The sequence below is a fragment of the Pseudomonas sp. GW822-FHT06D10 genome, from assembly GCF_058799535.1.
Genome location: NZ_JBXALN010000001.1, coordinates 1,150,621 through 1,170,469, shown reverse-complemented (window position 1 = coordinate 1,170,469; position 19,849 = coordinate 1,150,621). Strand labels below are relative to the sequence as shown.

Annotated in this window: 14 protein-coding genes; 7 read left to right on the top strand and 7 right to left on the bottom strand. The window is 65.3% G+C overall.

From position 1 onward, the window contains the following. Positions 1-100: 100 nt before the first annotated feature. The 6 genes from AC1RL5_RS05010 to AC1RL5_RS04985 all read left to right on the top strand — a co-directional run bounded on the left by AC1RL5_RS05010 (position 101) and on the right by AC1RL5_RS04985 (position 12,448). Positions 101-1,420, top strand: a complete 1,320-nt coding sequence (locus tag AC1RL5_RS05010; RefSeq protein ID WP_492588858.1) for an MdtA/MuxA family multidrug efflux RND transporter periplasmic adaptor subunit — start codon at positions 101-103, stop codon at positions 1,418-1,420. Next, entirely contained in the window at positions 1,417-4,515 is a 3,099-nt protein-coding gene (locus AC1RL5_RS05005) for an MdtB/MuxB family multidrug efflux RND transporter permease subunit (RefSeq protein WP_072450481.1), read from the top strand. The genes AC1RL5_RS05010 and AC1RL5_RS05005 overlap by 4 nt, the downstream gene beginning before the upstream one ends. Positions 4,516-4,552: 37 nt before the next feature. Continuing rightward, positions 4,553-7,660, top strand: a complete 3,108-nt coding sequence (locus AC1RL5_RS05000; RefSeq protein WP_015635503.1) for an efflux RND transporter permease subunit — start codon at positions 4,553-4,555, stop codon at positions 7,658-7,660. Next, a complete protein-coding gene (locus AC1RL5_RS04995; RefSeq protein WP_019095227.1) occupies positions 7,657-9,150 on the top strand; it encodes an efflux transporter outer membrane subunit in 1,494 nt (497 codons plus the stop codon). The genes AC1RL5_RS05000 and AC1RL5_RS04995 overlap by 4 nt, the downstream gene beginning before the upstream one ends. A 267-nt stretch (positions 9,151-9,417) precedes the next feature. Then, entirely contained in the window at positions 9,418-11,493 is a 2,076-nt protein-coding gene (locus AC1RL5_RS04990; protein WP_011061153.1) for a putative bifunctional diguanylate cyclase/phosphodiesterase, read from the top strand. 208 nt (positions 11,494-11,701) lie between these two features. Beyond that, a complete protein-coding gene (locus tag AC1RL5_RS04985; protein WP_011061154.1) occupies positions 11,702-12,448 on the top strand; it encodes an SDR family oxidoreductase in 747 nt (248 codons plus the stop codon). 115 nt (positions 12,449-12,563) lie between these two features. Here the strand turns inward: AC1RL5_RS04985 and AC1RL5_RS04980 are convergent, their stop codons facing one another. The 6 genes from AC1RL5_RS04980 to AC1RL5_RS04955 all read right to left on the bottom strand — a co-directional run bounded on the left by AC1RL5_RS04980 (position 12,564) and on the right by AC1RL5_RS04955 (position 18,749). Next, complete coding sequence (locus AC1RL5_RS04980) at positions 12,564-13,118, bottom strand: hypothetical protein (RefSeq protein WP_492588859.1); 555 nt, start codon at positions 13,116-13,118, stop codon at positions 12,564-12,566. Positions 13,119-13,176: 58 nt separating this feature from the next. Then, positions 13,177-13,959 (bottom strand): PoNe immunity protein domain-containing protein, encoded by a 783-nt coding sequence (locus AC1RL5_RS04975; RefSeq protein ID WP_145712123.1) that lies wholly within the window; start codon positions 13,957-13,959, stop codon positions 13,177-13,179. 14 nt (positions 13,960-13,973) lie between these two features. After that, entirely contained in the window at positions 13,974-15,029 is a 1,056-nt protein-coding gene (locus tag AC1RL5_RS04970; RefSeq protein ID WP_011061156.1) for a hypothetical protein, read from the bottom strand. Between the two features lie 295 nt (positions 15,030-15,324). Beyond that, the gene (gene mapR, locus AC1RL5_RS04965) at positions 15,325-16,734 is read right to left on the bottom strand and encodes a GntR family transcriptional regulator MpaR (RefSeq protein ID WP_011061157.1); all 1,410 of its coding nucleotides are present in this window, start codon (positions 16,732-16,734) and stop codon (positions 15,325-15,327) included. Positions 16,735-16,891: 157 nt separating this feature from the next. Then, positions 16,892-18,307 carry a cytochrome c oxidase accessory protein CcoG gene (gene ccoG / locus AC1RL5_RS04960; protein WP_011061158.1) on the bottom strand — a complete coding sequence of 472 codons (1,416 nt, stop codon included), beginning with the start codon at positions 18,305-18,307 and terminating at the stop codon, positions 16,892-16,894. A gap of 208 nt (positions 18,308-18,515) precedes the next feature. Next, positions 18,516-18,749: a DUF3203 family protein gene (locus AC1RL5_RS04955; protein WP_011061159.1), complete on the bottom strand. Its 234-nt coding sequence runs from the start codon at positions 18,747-18,749 to the stop codon at positions 18,516-18,518. Between the two features lie 257 nt (positions 18,750-19,006). Here AC1RL5_RS04955 and AC1RL5_RS04950 point away from each other — a divergent pair, with 257 nt between their 5' ends. Beyond that, entirely contained in the window at positions 19,007-19,510 is a 504-nt protein-coding gene (locus AC1RL5_RS04950) for an MgtC/SapB family protein (RefSeq protein ID WP_011061160.1), read from the top strand. Between the two features lie 57 nt (positions 19,511-19,567). On the opposite strand, the gene AC1RL5_RS04945 is transcribed toward AC1RL5_RS04950, so the two are convergent. Beyond that, positions 19,568-19,732: a hypothetical protein gene (locus AC1RL5_RS04945; RefSeq protein WP_019095231.1), complete on the bottom strand. Its 165-nt coding sequence runs from the start codon at positions 19,730-19,732 to the stop codon at positions 19,568-19,570. Between the last annotated feature and the right edge of the window lie 117 nt (positions 19,733-19,849).

Genomic DNA, 19,849 nt, shown 5'->3' with positions numbered 1-19,849 from the left:
TGAAACGTCAGTCAAAGGTAAATTGCCGGTAAAGGCGCTTTGCTAAAACGGTTCCAGTGCTTATCTTTCAGCCTTCTCAAAGAAGCCTCCCACGCGCCCAATGGTTGATCACTCCATGCAATCCTCTGTCTCCCGCAACTCCCGTCGCTGGCTGTTCGGCCTGTTCGTCCTGCTGCTGGTCGCTGGCCTGTGCTGGAAATTCTGGCCGGCCAGTACCCACCAGGAGGCCGCCGGGCAGAAAGCCGCGGCCGGGCATACCGGGCGCAGCGGCAGCATGCGCCCCGGTTTCGGCGGCGCCAGCGGGCCGATCCCGGTGCGGGTGTCACCGGTGACCCAGGGGGATTTCGCGGTGTACTACAAGGCCCTGGGCACGGTGACGGCACTGAACACCATCAACGTGCGCAGCCGGGTGGCGGGGGAACTGGTCAAGGTCAACTTCGAGGAAGGGCAGATGGTCAAGGCCGGCGACCTGCTGGCACAGATCGATCCGCGTCCGTACCAGAACGCCTTGCTCCAGGCCGAAGGCACCTTGCTGCAGAACCAGGCCCAGTTGAAGAACGCCCAGGTCGACCTTGAGCGTTACCGCGGCCTGTACGCCCAGGACAGCATCGCCAAACAGACCCTGGATACCGCCGCGGCGCTGGTGGGGCAGTACCAGGGTACGGTCAAGACCAACCAGGCGGCGGTCAACGACGCCAAGCTCAACCTGGAATTCACCAACATCCGCGCGCCGATCGCCGGCCGCCTGGGCCTGCGCCAGCTGGACGTGGGCAACCTGGTGGCGGCCAACGACACCACCGCGCTGGTGATCATCACCCAGACCCAGCCCATCAGCGTGGCCTTCACCCTGCCGGAAAACAGCCTGGAAACCGTGCTCGCCCGCTACCACAGCGGCGCCAGGCTGGCGGTGGAAGCCTGGGACCGCGGTGACGTGAAGCTGCAGGCCACAGGCGTGCTGCAGAGCCTGGACAACCAGATCGACACCACCACCGGCACCCTGAAGTTCAAGGCGCGCTTCGATAACCGCGACCAGGGCCTGTTCCCCAACCAGTTCGTCAATGTGCGGCTGCTGGCCGATACCCTGAAGAACGTGGTGCTGGCGCCCTCGGCGGCGATCCAGTTCGGCACCAACGGCACCTTCGTCTACGCCCTGGATGGCGACAACAAGGTGAAGATCCGCCAGCTCAAGGTGGGCGCCAGCAACGGCGACTCGACGGTGATCCAGGACGGCCTCAAGGCCGGCGACCGGGTGGTGATGGAAGGCACCGACCGCCTCAAGGACGGCAGCGAGGTGGAAGTGGTCAACGACAGCATCGAGGTGCCCACCACCCCCACCGAACACCTGCAGGGCCAGCCCGCCGGGGCACCGGCCGCAGACGGCAAGCCGGATGATGGCAAGGCGCAAAAGGTCGGCGCATGAATTTCTCGCGGCTGTTCATCCTCCGTCCGGTAGCCACCACCCTGAGCATGCTGGCCATTGTCCTGGCCGGCCTGATCGCCTATCGCCTGCTGCCGGTGTCGGCCTTGCCCCAGGTGGACTACCCGACCATCCGGGTCATGACCCTGTACCCCGGGGCCAGCCCGGACGTGATGACCAGCGCGGTCACCGCGCCCCTGGAACGCCAGTTCGGGCAGATGCCCGGCCTGACCCAGATGGCCTCCACCAGTTCCGGCGGGGCCTCGGTGCTGACCCTGCGCTTCAGCCTCGACATCAATATGGACGTGGCCGAGCAGCAGGTGCAGGCGGCGATCAACGCTGCCACCAACCTGTTGCCCAAGGACCTGCCGGCGCCGCCGGTGTACAACAAGGTCAACCCGGCGGATACCCCGGTGCTGACCCTGGCCATTACCTCCAAGACCATGCTGCTGCCCAAGCTCAATGACCTGGTGGATACGCGCATGGCGCAGAAGATCGCCCAGATCAGCGGCGTGGGCATGGTCAGCATTGCCGGCGGCCAGCGCCAGGCGGTGCGGATCAAGGTCAACCCCGAGGCCCTGGCGGCCAACGGGCTGAACCTGGCGGACGTGCGCGCCCTGATCGGCGCCTCCAACGTCAACCAGCCCAAGGGCAACTTCGACGGCCCGACCCGGGTCTCGATGCTCGACGCCAACGACCAGTTGACCTCGCCCAAGGACTACGCCGAGCTGATCCTGGCCTACAACAATGGCGCGCCGCTGCGCCTGAAGGATGTGGCCGAGATCGTCGATGGCGCGGAGAACGAGCGCCTGGCGGCCTGGGCCAACGAGAACCAGGCGGTGCTGCTCAATATCCAGCGCCAGCCCGGGGCCAACGTGATCGAGGTGGTGGACCGGATCAAGGCGCTGCTGCCGAGCATCACCGACAACCTGCCGGCAGGCCTGGACGTCACCGTGCTCACCGACCGTACCCAGACCATCCGCGCTTCGGTCAAGGATGTGCAGCACGAGCTGTTGATCGCCATCGCGCTGGTGGTGATGGTGACCTTCCTGTTCCTGCGCCGGGCCAGTGCCACCATCATTCCTTCGATTGCCGTGCCGCTGTCGCTGATCGGCACCTTCGGGGTGATGTACCTGGCCGGCTTCTCGGTGAACAACCTGACCCTGATGGCCTTGACCATCGCCACCGGCTTCGTGGTGGACGATGCCATCGTCATGCTGGAGAACATCTCGCGCTTCATCGAGGAGGGCGACAGCCCGATGCAGGCGGCGCTCAAGGGCGCCAGGCAGATCGGCTTCACCCTGATCTCCCTGACCCTGTCGCTGATCGCGGTGCTGATCCCGCTGCTGTTCATGGCCGACGTGGTGGGCCGGCTCTTCCGCGAGTTCGCCATCACCCTGGCGGTGGCGATCCTGATTTCCCTGGTGGTGTCCCTGACCCTGACCCCGATGATGTGCGCGCGGCTGCTCAAGCGTGAGCCCAAGCCTGAAGAGCAGGGGCGCTTCTACCGCGCCAGCGGGGCCTGGATCGACTGGCTGATCGAAAGCTACGGGCGCAAGTTGCAGTGGGTACTCAAGCACCAGTTCCTGACCCTGATGGTGGCCATCGGCACCCTGGGCCTGACCGTGTTCCTTTATATGGTGGTGCCCAAGGGCTTCTTCCCGGTGCAGGACACCGGGGTCATCCAGGGCATTTCCGAGGCGCCGCAGTCGGTGTCCTTCGCCGCCATGAGCCAGCGCCAGCAGGACCTGGCCAAGATCATCCTGCAGGACCCGGCCGTGGAAAGCCTGTCGTCCTACATCGGGGTGGACGGCGACAACGCCACCCTCAACAGCGGCCGCCTGCTGATCAACCTCAAGCCCCACAGCGAGCGCGACCTTAGCGCAGCCCAGGTGATCGCGCGGATCCAGCCCGAGGTGGACAAGCTGCTGGGCATCCGCCTGTTCATGCAGCCGGTACAGGACCTGACCATCGAGGACCGGGTCAGCCGCACCCAGTACCAGTTCAGCCTGTCGTCGCCGGATGCCGAGCTGCTGAGCCTGTGGAGCAATCGCCTGGTGCAGGCCCTGGCCCAGCGTCCGGAGCTTACCGACGTGGCCAGCGACCTGCAGGACAAGGGCCTGCAGGTGTTCATGGTGATCGACCGTGACGCCGCGTCCCGGGTCGGGGTTTCGGTGTCGAACATCACCGACGCCCTGTACGACGCCTTCGGCCAGCGCCAGATCTCCACCATCTACACCCAGGCCAGCCAGTACCGGGTGGTGCTCCAGGCCCAGGCCGGTGAGCGCATCGGGCCCCAGGCCCTGGAGCAGATCCACGTCAAGACCACCGACGGCGGCCAAGTGCGGCTGTCGAGCCTGGCCCATGTCGAGGAGCGCCAGGCGCAACTGGCCATCGCCCATATCGGCCAGTTCCCGGCGGTAATGATGTCCTTCAACCTGGCTCCGGGCGTGGCCCTGGGCAAGGCGGTGGACGTGATCGAGCAGGTGCAGCAGGAAATCGGCATGCCGGTGGGCGTGCAGACCCGCTTCCAGGGCGCGGCGGAAGCCTTCCAGGCCTCGCTGTCGAGCACCTTGCTGCTGATCCTGGCGGCGGTGGTGACCATGTACATCGTGCTCGGCGTGCTCTACGAGAGTTACATCCACCCGATCACCATCCTCTCCACCTTGCCCTCGGCGGCGGTGGGGGCCTTGCTGGCGCTGATCCTCAGCGGCAACGACCTGGGCATGATCGCCATCATCGGCATCATCCTGCTGATCGGCATCGTCAAGAAGAACGCGATCATGATGATCGACTTCGCCCTCGACGCCGAACGCCACCAGGGCATGGCCCCGGAACAGGCTATCTACCAGGCGGCGCTGCTGCGTTTCCGGCCGATCCTGATGACCACCCTGGCGGCGCTGTTCGGCGCCGTGCCACTGATGCTGGCCACCGGTTCCGGCGCCGAGCTGCGCCAGCCCCTGGGCCTGGTGATGGTCGGCGGCCTGCTGGTGAGCCAGGTGCTGACCCTGTTCACCACGCCGGTGATCTACCTGTACTTCGACCGCCTGGGCCGGCGCTTCGGCAAGCGTGAAGACGCCCAAGAGGTGGAGGCATGAAGGGCCGCAGCCTGCCTCAAGCCTGGAGCGTGTCGGCATGAACCTCTCCGGCCCCTTCATCAAGCGCCCGGTGGCGACCATGCTGTTGTCGCTGGCGATCATGCTGCTGGGCGGCGTCAGCTTCGGCCTGCTGCCGGTGGCGCCGCTGCCGCAGATGGACTTCCCGGTGATCGTGGTCCAGGCCAGCCTGCCAGGGGCCAGCCCCGAGGTCATGGCCTCCACCGTGGCCACGCCCCTGGAGCGTTCCTTCGGCGCCATCGCCGGGGTCAACACCATGAGCAGCCGTTCCAGCCAGGGCTCGACCCGGGTGATCCTGCAGTTCGACCTGGACCGCGACATCAACGGCGCGGCACGGGAGGTGCAGGCAGCCATCAACGCCTCGCGCAACCTGCTGCCCAGCGGCATGCGCAGCATGCCTACCTACAAGAAGGTCAACCCGTCCCAGGCGCCGATCATGGTGCTGTCGCTGACTTCCGATGTGCTGGAGAAAGGCCAGCTCTACGACCTGGCCTCGACCATCCTGTCCCAGAGCCTGTCCCAGGTGCAGGGCGTGGGCGAAGTGCAGGTCGGTGGCAGCTCCTTGCCGGCGGTGCGCATCGAACTGGAGCCGCAACTGCTCAACCAGTACGGCGTGGCCCTGGACGACGTGCGCAATGCCATCGCCAATGCCAACCAGCGCCGGCCCAAGGGCTCGGTGGAGGATGACCAGCGGCTGTGGCAGATCCAGGCCAACGACCAGTTGGAAAAGGCCCGTGACTACGAGCCGCTGATCATCCACTACAACAACGGCGCGGCCCTGCGCCTGAAGGACGTGGCCAAGGTCAGCGACGGCGTCGAGGACCGCTACAACAGCGGCTTCTTCAACGACGACGCGGCGGTGCTGCTGGTGATCAACCGCCAGGCCGGGGCCAACATCATCGAGACGGTGAACGAGATCAAGGCTCAGTTGCCGGCGTTGCAGGCGGTGCTGCCGGCCAGCGTCAAGCTCAACCTGGCCATGGACCGCTCACCGGTGATCAAGGCCACCCTGCACGAGGCCGAGATGACCCTGCTGATCGCCGTGGCCCTGGTGATCCTGGTGGTGTACCTGTTCCTCGGCAATTTCCGCGCCTCGCTGATCCCGACCCTGGCGGTACCGGTATCCCTGGTGGGTACTTTTGCCATCATGTACCTCTACGGTTTTTCCCTGAACAACCTGTCGCTGATGGCGCTGATCCTTGCCACCGGGCTGGTGGTGGACGATGCCATCGTGGTGCTGGAGAACATCTCCCGGCACATCGACGAAGGCATCGCGCCGATGAAAGCGGCGTACCTGGGGGCCAAGGAGGTGGGCTTCACCCTGCTGTCGATGAACGTGTCGCTGGTGGCGGTGTTTCTCTCGATCCTGTTCATGGGCGGGATCATCGAGAGCCTGTTCCGCGAATTCTCCATCACCCTGGCCGCGGCCATCGTGGTATCGCTGGTGGTGTCCCTGACCCTGACCCCGATGCTCTGCGCGCGCTGGCTCAAGCCCCACACCCCGGGCCAGGAGAACCGCCTGCAACGCTGGAGCCGGCGCAGCAACGACTGGATGATGGGCAAGTACGCCACCAGCCTGGACTGGGTGCTGCGGCACAGGCGCCTGACCCTGCTCAGCCTGCTGCTGACCATTGGCGTCAACGTGGCCCTGTACGTGGTGGTGCCCAAGACCTTCATGCCCCAGCAGGACACCGGCCAGTTGATCGGTTTTGTCCGCGGCGACGACGGCCTGTCCTTCAGCGTGATGCAGCCGAAGATGGAAATATTCCGCCGCGCCGTGCTCAAGGATGCGGCAGTGGAGAGCGTGGCCGGCTTCATCGGTGGCAACAACGGCACCAACAACGCCTTCATGCTGGTACGCCTGAAGCCGATCAAGGAACGCAATATCTCTGCGCAGAAGGTCATCGAGCGCCTGCGCAAGGAAATGCCCAAGGTGCCCGGCGCGCAACTGATGCTGATGGCCGACCAGGACCTGCAGTTCGGCGGCGGCCGCGAGCAGACCACCTCGCAGTATTCCTACATCCTGCAAAGCGGTGACCTGGGCGAGTTGCGCCAGTGGTACCCGAAAGTGGTGACGGCGCTGCGCGCCTTGCCTGAGCTGACCGCCATCGACGCCCGGGAAGGCCACGGTGCCCAGCAAGTGACCCTGATGGTGGACCGCGACCAGGCCAAGCGCCTGGGGGTGGACATGGACATGGTCACCGCGGTGCTCAACAACGCCTACAGCCAGCGGCAGATCTCCACCATCTACGACAGCCTCAACCAGTACCAGGTGGTGATGGAGGTCAACCCGAAATACGCCCAGGACCCGATTACCCTGAATCAAGTGCAGGTGATCACCGCCGACGGCGCGCGGATTCCGCTGTCGGCCATCGCCCACTATGAAAACAGCCTGGAAGACGACCGGGTCAGCCATGAAGGGCAGTTCGCCTCGGAAAGCATTTCCTTCGACATGGCCGAGGGCGTGACGGTGGAGCAGGGTACCGCCGCCATCGAACGGGCGATCGCCAAGCTGGGCATGCCCGAAGACGTGATCGTCAAGATGGCCGGCACCGCCGATGCCTTCGCCGCCACCCAGAAGAGCCAGCCGTTCATGATCCTCGGCGCGCTGCTGGCGGTGTACCTGGTGCTCGGGGTGCTCTATGAAAGCTACATCCACCCGCTGACCATCCTCTCCACCTTGCCCTCGGCCGGGGTTGGCGCCTTGCTCTCGATCTATGTGCTGGGCGGTGAGTTCAGCCTGATCTCGCTGCTGGGGCTGTTCCTGTTGATCGGGGTGGTGAAGAAGAACGCGATCCTGATGATCGACCTGGCGCTGCAACTGGAGCGGCACCAGGGCCTGGACCCGTTGCAGTCGATCCGCAGCGCCTGCCTGCAACGCCTGCGGCCGATCCTGATGACCACCCTGGCGGCGATCCTTGGTGCGCTGCCCTTGCTGCTGGGCGGCGCCGAAGGTTCGGAAATGCGCCAGCCCCTGGGCCTGACCATCATTGGCGGCCTGGTCTTCAGCCAGGTCCTGACCCTCTACACCACCCCGGTGGTCTACCTCTATCTCGATCGCCTGCGCCACAAGTTCAACCACTGGCGTGGGGTCCGTACCGATGCTGCTCTGGAAACGCCGCTATGACCGACCAATCGTCCCGTCCCGTTACTCTGCTGTCCGCCCAGCGCCTGGCCATGGCCCGTGGCTCGCGGGCCTTGAGCCTGGGCCTGTGCGTGCTGCTGCTCAGCGCCTGCGCCATCGGTCCCGACTACCAGCGCCCGCAGGTGGCCGAGCCGGTGCACTACAAGGAAGCCGAAGGCTGGCGCCAGGCCAACCCCAGCGACGCCCTGGCCCGTGGCGCCTGGTGGGAGCTGTACGGCGATGCCCAGCTCAATGGCCTGATCGACAAGCTCAACAGTTCCAACCAGAGCGTGGCCCAGGCCGAGGCGCAGTTCCGTCAGGCCCGGGCCCTGGTGCGCAGCTCCCGGGGTTCGTTCTTTCCCAGTGTCGACCTGAGCGCCGGCAAGACCCGCGCCAGCCAGGGCACCGGCAGCAGCAGTTCGGCCCTGAGCAGTTCCAGCAGCGGTATTCGCGACACCTACAACACCCAGTTGGGGGTGAGCTGGGAAGCGGACGTGTGGGGCAAGTTGCGCCGTGACCTGGAAGCCAACGAGGCCAGCGCCGAGGCCAGCTTCGCCGACCTGGCGGCCATGCGCCTGAGCCAACAGTCCGAGCTGGCGCAGAACTACCTGCAACTGCGGGTGATCGATGAGCAGAAGCGCCTGCTGGAGGCCACGGTGGCGGCCTATCAGCGCTCCCTGACCATGACCCAGAACCAGTACCAGGCCGGGGTCTCCGGCAAGGACGCGGTGGCCCAGGCCCAGACCCAGCTCAAAAGCACCCAGGCCGACCTGATCGACCTGATCTGGCAGCGGGCGCAGTTCGAGAACGCCATCGCCGTGCTGATCGGCGTGCCGCCGGCAGAGTTCAACCTGGCCGAGAGCAAGACCATCCCCGTGCTGCCCCAGGTGCCGTTGGGCGTGCCGTCGCAACTGCTGGAGCGGCGCCCGGACATCGCCTCGGCGGAGCGTTCGGTGATTGCCGCCAACGCCAAGATCGGCGTGGCCAAGGCCGCCTATTACCCGGACCTGACCCTGAGCCTGGCCGGCGGCTACAGCAGCAGCACCTACGCCGACTGGATCAGCCTGCCGAACCGCTTCTGGTCGGTAGGGCCGAAACTGGCTATGACCCTGTTCGACGGCGGCCAGCGTTCGGCGGAAGTGGACCGCACCGAAGCGGTGTACGACCAGACCGTGGCCAAGTACCGGCAGACCGTGCTCGACGGTTTCCGCGAGGTGGAGAACTACATGGTCCAGCTCAAGGTCATGGAGGACGAGGCGGGGGTGCGCCAGCAGGCCCTGGATTCGGCCCGCGAGGCCCTGCGCCTGACCGAGAACCAGTACAAGGCCGGGCTGATCGCCTACCTGGATGTGGTCACCAGCCAGACCACTGCCCTGAGCAACGAGCGTAGCGTGCTCAGCCTGTTGCAGAGCCGGCTGATCGCCAGCGTGCAGTTGATCGCCGCCATGGGCGGTGGCTGGGATGGCCAGCTGCAGGCCAGCGAGCAGAAATAGGCCCTTGAAGGCCTTGCAGCAAGGTGGCTGCAAGGCCTGCTCGACAGCCGCAGGCAGGGCGCATCCGGAGCCGTTTGCAACTGCTCGCGACTTCCCGCAAAGCCCATGCCCACAGGGCTTGTAGGGGTATGAGACAGCCGAAAACGGCGTTCTGTCCGACTAATGGCTTTTTGCTAACTTTGTAGATGCGTTCTTCCACGCAATCAGTACAATCTGCGGTTTTGCCCGCCGCGCAGGGATGTCGGCACAACGGCCAAGAGACGCCTCATGCTCATCGGTAGCTACTCCTCCGCACTGGTCCTGATCTCCATTTTCGTGGCGATCCTCGCTTCCTATACTGCCCTCGACCTGACCGGGCGCATTGCCACCACCACCGGCCGTGCCGCTTATCTATGGATGATGGGCGGAGCCCTGGCCATGGGCGTCGGTGTGTGGTCCATGCACTTTATCGGCATGCTGGCCTTCAGCCTGCCCATCGACCTGGGCTACGACATCCAGCTCACCGCCTTGTCGCTGCTGATCTCGATCCTGTCCTGCGGCTTTGCCCTGTGGCTGGTGAGCCAGCCGCGGCTGCCGCTGTGGCAATTGCTGTTCGGCGCGCTGATCATGGGCTCGGGCATCAGTGGCATGCACTACACCGGCATGGCGGCCATGCGCATGCAGCCGGGCATCGACTACGACCCGAGCCTGTTCGGCGCCTCGCTGCTGATTGCCTTCGGCGCGTCGCTGGCGGCGCTGTGGATTGCCTTTCGCCTGCGCCAGAACACCCCCTACGTACGCCTGGCCCGGACCGGCGCGGCGATTGTCATGGGCTTTGCCATCGTCGGCATGCATTACACCGGCATGGCCGCGGCGCGTTTCGCCGATGGCAGTTTCTGCGGCGCCCTGGGCAACGGCCTGAGCGGCAAGGGCCTGGACAACCTGGTGCTGATCACCACCCTGGCGGTGCTGATCATCGCCTTGCTGACCTCGGTGCTGGATGCGCGGCTGGAAGCCCGCACCGCGGTGCTGGCGCAATCGCTGACCGAAGCCAACAAGGAACTGACCCAACTGGCGTTGCACGACACCCTGACCGGGCTGCCGAACCGCATTCTGCTGGCCGACCGCATTGACCAGGCGATGCACCGGGTCACTGCCCATGGTGGCTGTTTTGCGCTGATGTTCATCGATCTGGACGGTTTCAAGCCGGTCAACGATGCCTTTGGCCACCACATGGGCGACCAGTTGCTGCGCGAAGTGGCCCAGCGCCTGCGCGAGGATTTGCGCAGCGAAGACACCCTGGCGCGGATCGGCGGCGATGAGTTCGTGCTGCTGGTGCAACTGGCCGAGCCGGACGATGCCCTGCGCCTGGCGGCACGCCAGGTGGGGCTGGTATCGCGCTCGTTCCGGGTGGCCGAGCACGACCTGCAGATTTCCGCCAGCATCGGCATTGCGGTGTACCCGGGCAATGGCCTGAGTGCCCAGGAACTGCTGATGAACGCCGATGCGGCGATGTACCACGCCAAGGGCACCGGCAAGAATGGCTACAGCTTTTTCGATGCCTCGATGAACAGCAATGCCCGGCGCCAGCTGCAATTGCTGCAGGATCTGCGCAATGCCCTGGAGCATCATCAGTTCCGCCTGCACTACCAACCCAAGTTCGACGCTGCCAATGGCCTGCCGGTGGGGGCCGAGGCGCTGCTGCGCTGGGAGCATCCCCAGCATGGCCTGTTGCTGCCGGACAAGTTCATCGAACTGGCGGAGAAGACCGGGCTGATCATTGCCATCGGCGAGTGGGTGCTCAACGAGGCCTGCCGGCAGATGCGCGAGTGGTACGTCCAGGGCTACACCGACTGGCGCATCGCGGTGAACCTATCGGCCTTGCAGTTCTGCCATGCCGGGCTGGTCAGGAGCGTGGCCAATGCCCTGGAACGCTACCACCTGCCGGCCAACAACCTGACCCTGGAAATCACCGAAACCACGGCGATGAGCGACGCCGATGTCAGCATGCTTGTCCTGCAACAGCTGGCGGACATGGGGGTGGACCTGTCCATCGACGATTTCGGTACCGGCTATTCCAGCCTGATGTACCTCAAGCGCCTGCCGGCCAACGAGCTGAAGATCGACCGCGGCTTCGTCCGCGACCTGGAGCACGACAGCGACGATGCCGCCATCGTCTCGGCCATTGTCGCCCTGGGCCAGGCACTGGGCCTGCGGATCGTCGCCGAGGGCGTGGAAACCGGGGTGCAGCAGACCTTCCTCACCCAACTGGGCTGTGATTCCCTGCAAGGCTATTTCCTTGGCCATCCGCTGCCGCCCGAAGGTTTCATGCAGGGCATCCACCGGGGCGAAGAAAAAGCCTGAGCCTGGCGCCTTGCCGGCTGCGGTCGCGATCTGGCGGCAGTTCGCAGGGATATGGCCGCCGCCGTGTCCCCAGCCGGTTTGCGCCGTCGGTGCGCGGGGCTACCGTGCGCTTCTACTGGCTTGATGTGGCACATTTGCGCAGTTTTCATCGCCGCCCGCGCGGTGTTTAATGGCTCGCGTTGAAATGTTCAGTGAGGGAGTCGGCAGCATGGATAAAGTCATCGTCATCACCGGTGGCGGACGGGGTATAGGCGCCGCCACGGCAGTGTTGGCCGCGCAGCAGGGATTCAAGGTGTGCATCAACTACCAGGCCGACGAGCAGTCCGCCCTGCAGGTGCTCGAACAGGTTCGCGCCCTGGGCGTGCAGGCCATCGCGGTGCGCGCCGACGTCAGTATCGAGGATGAAGTGATCGGTCTGTTCCTGCGGGTCGACAGCGAACTGGGGCGGGTCACGGCCCTGGTCAACAATGCCGGGACCGTGGGCCACAAGTCGCGGCTGGATGAAATGTCCGAATTTCGCATCCAGAAGATCATGAAGACCAATGTCATGGGGCCGATCCTCTGCGCCAAGCACGCGGTGCTGCGCATGTCGCCGCGCCATGGCGGGCAGGGCGGCAGCATCGTCAACGTCTCCTCTGTGGCGGCGCGCCTGGGTTCGCCGGGGGAATACGTCGACTACGCCGCCTCCAAGGGCGCCCTGGACACCTTCACCATCGGCCTGTCCAAGGAAGTGGCGGGCGAGGGCATCCGCGTCAACGCGGTGCGCCCGGGCTATATCTACACCGACTTTCATGCCCTGAGCGGCGATGCCGACCGGGTCAGCAAGCTGGAATCGGCAATCCCCATGGGTCGTGGCGGGCGTCCTGATGAAGTGGCCGAGGCGATTGTCTGGCTGCTGTCGGACAAGGCCTCCTACGCCACCGGCACCTTCGTCGACCTGGGCGGCGGCCGCTGAGCCCCTGCAAGTCCGCGGCCTATCCCGTAGGAGCCGGCTTGCCGGCGAAGGGGCCCTCAAGCCTTGCGCCGCGCTTGCGAACGCTTTCGCTGGCAAGCCAGCTCCTGCGGTTTCCTCAACGGGCGCGGCGGCGGCCGGGGCCGATCTGCAGGGCCAGCAACAGCCCCAGTACGTTGATGCCAAAGCTCATCAACTGTGGCATCAGGAACCCCTGGGTTTCCCCCGGGCGGTTGCAGCTGTAGCCATATCCATCGCCTTGTTCATGGGCCCAGACGCCCGGTGTGGCGCTCACGTCCACGGGCGCCGAAGGTGCGGGTTCCTCATTGGAGATCCCCAGGTTCGAATGGCTCGCGCTGCGCCTTTCCAGCTGTTCGATGGCCTGCAACTGGGCGTCGTTGCAGCGGTTCTGCGCCCAATTGCCGACCACCACCAGGACGGACAGCAGAAGCAGCAGCGGCACCGGGTAATAACGCCGGGTCCGCAGCAGGGGCGCCACCACCAGCCCGGCCAGGAAACCCGCCAGCAGCAGATTGACCCAGAACCACGGGCCGCCTTCCCAGCTCGGTGGTATCAACTGCACCAGCAGCGGGGGCAGCACAACGCGGGCGAACAGCAGGCACAGGGCGGCTGCGAGCAGGGTGATCAGCAGGGTCTTGATCCAGGATTTCATGGGCAATGCATAACCTTTAAGAAGGAGCGGTAAACGGGGGCTATCAGTGCTGCGCCAGCTATTGGGGCATCGGCGGCGGGGTAAAGCGCCGGGCGTATTCGAGCATCTCCCGGGGGAAGACCATGTGCGTTACCGCGCTGTCGTCCAGGCCGAACAGGTAGGCCACTGCCGCGGCTTCAAAGGCCCAGTAGCCGAAGTAGGAACCCTCGTCGCCGTCCAGGTGGCTGTCGTGCCATGGGGCCTGTTCGAACGTCTCGTACCACTGGTTGCAGTACTCCACCAGCAGTTCCCGGGGTTCCTTCGGATCTTCGGTGTAGATGGCCCGGATCAGGGGCGTGGAGACGTCGTGGAACCACTGATCAACGTCTTCACGATCCGGCAGGTAGGCCTTGAGCAGGTCCTCGATCAGAGTGTCCTGGCCGCCAAAGCCGGCGCGGTCCTGCAGCAGCACCAGACGCGGCAGCAGGTCGCTGCGTTGCAGCAGGATGCACAGGCTGATCACCTGGACATATTCCTCGTACTCGTCGGGGTAGTCTTCGATGTTCAGCGGCGCGATATCCGGCCGTTCTTCATAAACCCCCATCTTGCGCTGGTAGTCCTCGTAGCCTTCGATCACCCCATCCAGCTCCCGGGCCAGTTGCTCCATGGGTGCACCGCCGGTGTAGCCCAGGATCAGGTGGTGCAGGCGCGCGCTGCGCACATTGGAAGCCTTGAGAGAGGCTTCCTGCTCGGGGCTGTCGGCCATCATCGAGTGGGTCTGCCAGTGGGCCTCTTCGCCGGCCAGGCTTTCGAGGAAGTCGTGGTACTGCTTGTGGCTGAGAAACACTTGTCTGCGGTTCATGTCGGTGCCTTGGCTCAGTACACGGGAATCAGGGTGAAGGGCGCCTTGCGCTGAGAAGTTTCCAGCAGCAGGGTCGGCAGGTCGACTTCGGCGGGCTCCAGGTCAAGCTGCTCCAGCTCTTCTTCCAACTGCTGTGCATCCGCGGGCAGGGCAACGATTGGCCGGCGCAGGTAGGGCCGTGGGTCTTCGCCGTAATAGACCTTCACCGGGCCCTCGGGGATGCCTTCCAGGCGGGCAAAACCTTCCTGGTCGAGGTTGCCCTCGGCTTGCGAGCCGTCACTGAACACCGCTCGGTAGGCGGCGCCGGAGACCGGCTCCAGGTTGGGGTAGTGCAGGTTCAGTTCCAGCCAGTGGCCCTCACCGGTGAGGTGTTCCAGGCCCTGGTTGATGTCCTGGGCGAGGCTTGCGGCGTCGTGGGCCCCGGGTTGCGGCGCGGCGGTGAGGGTCGTTGGGCGCGGTTCCAGGGACGACTGCGGCTTGGGCGCCAGGGCCGGGCCGCGGCTGTGGGCGGCGGCCGAGTTGTTGCGTTGCTCGGCGATCCAGGGGGCGATGCGCTCTTGCACCGAGACCATGAGGAACTCGGTGTGTTCGCAGGCTTCGTTGAGGTTGTGCAGCACCAGGCGCTGCTGCTGGGGCGTCAGGCCGTTGAAGGTGCTGGAGGCGCTCACGCCGCGGATGATCTCGGGCAGTTCCTCGGCCAGGCGCACGGGGTCCAGGCACTTTTCCAGCAGCTGTTCGGGGCTGGTTTTCAGGCGGCAGGCCAGCAGGGTGTGGCGGATCAGGTCGAAGAGCTTTTCGGCGTGGCGCTGGGGGGCGCGGTTGATCAGGCGCAAAAGGATCTTCAGGCCTTGCCCGGGGCCGGGAATCCAGCCGATCAGGGCCAGGGCCAGGTCGAAGAAGGCGTCTTGCTCGTCCTTGGGGTTGTTGATGGCGTCCAGTTCGAAGATCGCCTGGATGCAGTCGTAGGCGTTGAGTTCCTGGGTCAGCAGTGGCAGGCGGCCGCGTTCGATGGCCTTGATCAGTTCGGCCTTGGCCTCTGGGTAGTCGTCGTAATACAGGTCTTCGACCATGACGTGTTCCTTTCCCTGGAAAATTGGAGCGCGGATGCTGAATGAGTTGAGGGGAGGTGGCAAGGGGATTTGGTTCTGTCATGCGGCGCGTGGGATGGGGTACATATCCATTCCGGCGGGTGCGGCTACTTGCGGTTCCGCTCTTGCAGCGACTCACTCGGCCTGGAGATTGCGCGGTGTGTACCGCCCCGTAAGAGCTGGCTTGCCAGCGAAGGCGTCCGCTCAGGCGCTGCATGGCTTGCGGGCCTCTTCGCCGGCAAGCCGGCGCCTACAGGTGCGGGTGGTGCGGTTGTGCTTAAAAGGACCGAATGATCCGTCCCAGGGTTTCCATGGCCTTTTCCGCGGCTTCGTTCCACGGGCTGCCGTAGTTCAGGCGGATGCAGTTGCGAAAGCGCTGGGTCGGCGAGAAGATCGGTCCGGGGGCGATGCTGATGCCTTGGGCCAGGGCCATCTGGAACAGTTTCAACGAGTCCATCTGCGGCGGCAGCTCCAGCCACAGGAAGTAGCCGCCGGCCGGCTGGCTGACCCGGGTCTGGGCCGGGAAGTAACGGGCGATCGCCGCCAGCATGGCGCTCTGCTGTTCTTCCAGGGCATAGCGCAGCTTGCGCAGGTGGCGGTCGTAGCCACCGTGTTGCAGGTAGTCGGCAATCGCCGCCTGGGCCGGCATCGAGGCACACAGCGAGGTCATCAGTTTCAGCCGTTCGATCTTCTGTGCATAGCGCCCGGCCGCGACCCAGCCGATGCGGTAGCCCGGGGCCAGGCTCTTGGCGAAGGAGCCGCAGTGCATCACCAGGCCCTCGGTATCGAAGGCCTTGGCCGGTTTCGGCGCCTGTTGGCCGTAGTACAGCTCGGCGTAGACGTCGTCTTCGATCAGCGGCACCTGGTGCTGGCGCAGCAGCTCCACCAGCTCCTGTTTCTTCGCCTCGGGCATGCTCGCGCCCATGGGGTTCTGGAAGTTGGTCATGCACCAGCAGGCCTTGATCGGGTGCCGCTCCAGGGTCTGGGCCAGCACCCCGAGGTCGATGCCGTCGCGCGGGTGCACGGGGATTTCCACCGCCTTGAGCTTGAGCCGCTCCAGCACTTGCAGGCTGGCGTAGAAGGCCGGAGCCTCGATGGCCACCAGGTCGCCGGGCTCGGTCACCGCTTGCAGGCAAAGGTTCAGCGCCTCCAGGGCGCCGTTGGTGATCAGCAACTCCTCCATGGGCAGCATCAGCCCGGCCACCATGTAGCGCAGGGCGATCTGCCGGCGCAGCTGCGGATTGCCCGGCGACATGTCGGTGACCACCACCCGCGGGTCCATCTCGCGGCTGGCGCTGGCCAGGGAGCGCGACAGGCGCTGCAGGGGGAACAGGGTCGGGCTGGGGAACGCCGAGCCGAAAGGCACGGTGCTCGGGTCCTTGATCGAATCGAGCACCGAGAACACCAGTTCGCTGACATCGACTTCGGTGGATTCATTGACTTCGCTGCTGATCACCGGCTCCGAGAACGGGCTCGGCGCGTGGGCATTGACGAAGTAGCCGGAGCGCGGGCGGGCGCGGATCAGGCCGCGACGCTCCAGCAGGTAATAGGCTTGGAACACCGTCGACGGGCTGACCCCGTAGGTCTGGCTGGCGTAGCGCACCGAAGGCACACGCTGGCCCGGCCCCAGGACCCCGGAGCGGATCAGTTCGGCGATGTCATCGGCGAATTTTTCGTAGCGTTTCATCTGCGGTTGAGGATCCAGTCTGGTCATCGGGTCGACATATCTGCGGTGGCGAGGGAGTGACGAACGCCGCCAGCGGGCTGGCGGCGGGTGTCCGGTTCATTGGCTCCGGGGCCGGCCCCGGGGGGAGCCGGCTCCCTCGCCAGGGCATTCTAGAGGCTCAGCGGTTCATCGGCGCGACAAAACGACTCTTGGCCACGGCGTAGACGCCGGGGTCATCGCTGTCGCTGACCTTGAAACTGATGGCCTGGGAGCTGCTCTGCGCCTTGTCCTGGGTCATCGCCACGGACACCGGCAGGTCGGTGATTTCACCGGGGGCCAGGCTCAGCTCGGTCTTGCCCTGCAGCTCGAAGCCTTCGCCATCCACCAGGGCCAGGTGGTACTGCTGGCGTTCCTGGGTCTTGTTGATGATCTTCAGGCTGTAGATGTTCTCGATCTGGCCCAGAGCGTTCTCGCGGAACAGGCCGCGGTCCTTGCTCACGTCCAGGGACACCATCGGCCGCTGCACCAGGGCCAGGGCCAGGGCGCCGATCATCACCAGCAGCACCAGGCTATAGCCCACCAGGCGCGGACGCAGCAGGTGGGTCTTGCCGCCTTGCAACTCGTGTTCCGAGGTGTAGGCGATCAGGCCGCGGGCGTAGCCCATCTTGTCCATGATCGAGTCGCAGGCGTCGATGCAGGCAGCGCAGCCGATGCACTCCATCTGCAGGCCGTCGCGGATGTCGATGCCGGTAGGGCAGACCTGTACGCACAGCTGGCAGTCGATGCAGTCGCCCAGGCCGACATCGGCAGGCTTCACATCACGCTTGCGCGGGCCACGGCTTTCGCCGCGCACCGGGTTGTAGGAAATGGTCAGGGTGTCCTTGTCGAACATCACGCTCTGGAAGCGCGCATAAGGGCACATGTGCATGCACACCGCCTCGCGCAGCCAGCCGGCGTTGATGTAGGTGGCCGCGGCGAAGAACAGCACCCAGAACAGGCTCAGGCCGCCGATCTGCAGGGTCAGCAGTTCCTGGGCCAGGGGGCGGATGGGGGTGAAGTAGCCGACGAAGGTCAGGCCGGTGAGCAGGCTGATGCCCAGCCACAGGGTGTGCTTCATGGCCCGGCGGGCCAGTTTGTTCAGGCCCCAGGGCGCGGCCTGCAGCTTGATCCGCTGGTTGCGCTCGCCCTCGGTGACCTTTTCGCACCACATGAACAGCCAGGTCCACGAGCTTTGCGGGCAGGTGTAGCCGCACCAGACGCGGCCGGCGAACACGGTGATGGCGAACAGGCCGAAGGCGCAGATGATCAGCAGCGCCGAGAGGAGGATGAAGTCCTGGGGCCAGAAGGTTGCGCCGAAAATGTGGAACTTGCTTTCGGCCAGGTCCCAGAGCACGGCCTGGCGGCCGCCCCAGTTGAGCCACACGGTGCCGAAGAACAGCAGGAACAGGAAACCTGCTCCGCTCATGCGCAGGGTACGGAACAGGCCGCTGAAACTGCGGGTGTAGACGTGTTTGTCAGTGGTCTTCGTCTTCATCTGTGTAGGGCGTGAAGGTTCGAAGGTTTCTACTAATCGGACGGGGATTCTTTCGCTCATGGTCGTTCGCTCATCAGCCTCCATCAGGCCGGGCAACTATGACCACGGATCTGTTTGCATAACAGACTCAGGTATTTGATAAAAAACCGGATCAGATGGCCCTTTGAAGCGCCCCTGCGACAACTTGCCGTACCCCCTCAGGTGCCACCAGGGAGGGCTGCAGGCCGTGCTGGCACAGGGCCGCGGGGCGGGCCCTGATCCAGGTCAGTCAAATCACCGAATCACCTTCACTGGCTTTCAGATGGCGCCGGCCGTCGGTGGCGCCTGCTACGGTCAATGCGTCGGCTTCTGCTTCGGTGATGTAGACACGCTCGCCACCCAGGTCCACCGCCGACATCGACTTGGCGCTGTCGGTGATGATGGTCACGGCGCTGGCCGGGAGGTGCTGGTGCAGGGTTTCGGTGTCGAAATAGCAGGTCTGGTTTTCGATGCGCAGGCTCATGGCGGTTACCTCAAGGCAATGGCTGTACAGGTTAGGGCGCAGGGGCTGGCCAGGGTTCGACCACGGCGATCAACGGTGGCTGGGCAGGAGCAGGCTTGTGCAGGAACTGGCTGGCCAGCGAAGGCGTCCGTGGGGTTGGCAGCCGGCTTGGGGCCTCTTCTCCGGCAAGCCGGTTCCTGCGGTGGTGATGGCGGCACCTTTTGCTGGCGGGCGCGGTCCATCGCTCAGGAGCCCGCGAAGGGACGAGGAGCGATCGCATGAACACCTGGTGGCAAGAAGTCTGGCTGACCCTGCAAGACGAATTCGCCGATATCGGCGATGCCCGGCAACTGACCCAGATCACCCTGCGGCTGCTGGTGGCGGCCCTGCTGGGGGGCATTCTGGGCTTCGAACGCGAGCACCAGGGCAAGGCCGCCGGGGTTCGCACCCATATGCTGGTGGCCATGGGCGCGGCTCTGTTCGTGCTGGTGCCGAGCCTGTCCGGGGCCCAGGCCGATGCCATGAGCCGGGTGCTCCAGGGGGTCATCGCCGGGATCGGTTTTCTCGGCGCCGGGACCATCCTCAAGGGCCGTGAAGAAGACCAGGGCCAGCACGTCAAGGGCCTGACCACCGCCGCCGGGCTGTGGATGACCGCCGCCATCGGCGTGGCCGCCGGCATGGGCCGCGAGGCCACGGCGGTGCTCAGTACCTTGCTGGCGCTGATGGTCTTCAGCCTGATGCCGCTGATTGTCCGGCGCCTGGAAAAGCGCCAGGACGGCTGATGCTCCGGGCCTCCCCGCGCGGCTGTCTATGCTTGCTGGCTGGGCAGGCGCCCGGGCTCAGGCGCTGACCACCACCGGCGGCATGGTAGTGGGCGGGTCGCCCTTGGGTGGCGGGGTGCTTTCCGGCGGTTCCTGCTCCGGGATCGGCTCAGGCTCGCTGGGGGGCAGGGTCGGTTGGTCGATGTTGGGATCGGGGGTTTCTGCCGGGATCGGGATATTCATCGCGCTGGCCTCCTTTGTGCTTGCAGATGCACGGGCTCTTCTGGTGGACCGCAGCGGCGCGGATTTGATTCCCGCCGCTTGGCCGACCAATCGCGGTGAACTTTCGCCGCAGGCTTT

Excerpts from the sequence above, each read along its gene's own strand:
- AC1RL5_RS04945 (WP_019095231.1), bottom strand. The coding sequence starts at position 19,732 with ATGAATATCCCGATCCCGGCAGAAACCCCCGATCCCAACATCGACCAA.
- AC1RL5_RS04975 (WP_145712123.1), bottom strand. The coding sequence starts at position 13,959 with ATGAACCGCAGACAAGTGTTTCTCAGCCACAAGCAGTACCACGACTTC.
- AC1RL5_RS04970 (WP_011061156.1), bottom strand. The coding sequence starts at position 15,029 with ATGGTCGAAGACCTGTATTACGACGACTACCCAGAGGCCAAGGCCGAA.
- ccoG (WP_011061158.1), bottom strand. The coding sequence starts at position 18,307 with ATGAGCGAAAGAATCCCCGTCCGATTAGTAGAAACCTTCGAACCTTCA.
- AC1RL5_RS05005 (WP_072450481.1), top strand. The coding sequence starts at position 1,417 with ATGAATTTCTCGCGGCTGTTCATCCTCCGTCCGGTAGCCACCACCCTG.
- AC1RL5_RS04980 (WP_492588859.1), bottom strand. The coding sequence starts at position 13,118 with ATGAAATCCTGGATCAAGACCCTGCTGATCACCCTGCTCGCAGCCGCC.
- AC1RL5_RS04950 (WP_011061160.1), top strand. The coding sequence starts at position 19,007 with ATGAACACCTGGTGGCAAGAAGTCTGGCTGACCCTGCAAGACGAATTC.
- AC1RL5_RS04990 (WP_011061153.1), top strand. The coding sequence starts at position 9,418 with ATGCTCATCGGTAGCTACTCCTCCGCACTGGTCCTGATCTCCATTTTC.
- AC1RL5_RS04955 (WP_011061159.1), bottom strand. The coding sequence starts at position 18,749 with ATGAGCCTGCGCATCGAAAACCAGACCTGCTATTTCGACACCGAAACC.
- AC1RL5_RS04985 (WP_011061154.1), top strand. The coding sequence starts at position 11,702 with ATGGATAAAGTCATCGTCATCACCGGTGGCGGACGGGGTATAGGCGCC.
- AC1RL5_RS05000 (WP_015635503.1), top strand. The coding sequence starts at position 4,553 with ATGAACCTCTCCGGCCCCTTCATCAAGCGCCCGGTGGCGACCATGCTG.
- AC1RL5_RS05010 (WP_492588858.1), top strand. The coding sequence starts at position 101 with ATGGTTGATCACTCCATGCAATCCTCTGTCTCCCGCAACTCCCGTCGC.
- mapR (WP_011061157.1), bottom strand. The coding sequence starts at position 16,734 with ATGAAACGCTACGAAAAATTCGCCGATGACATCGCCGAACTGATCCGC.
- AC1RL5_RS04995 (WP_019095227.1), top strand. The coding sequence starts at position 7,657 with ATGACCGACCAATCGTCCCGTCCCGTTACTCTGCTGTCCGCCCAGCGC.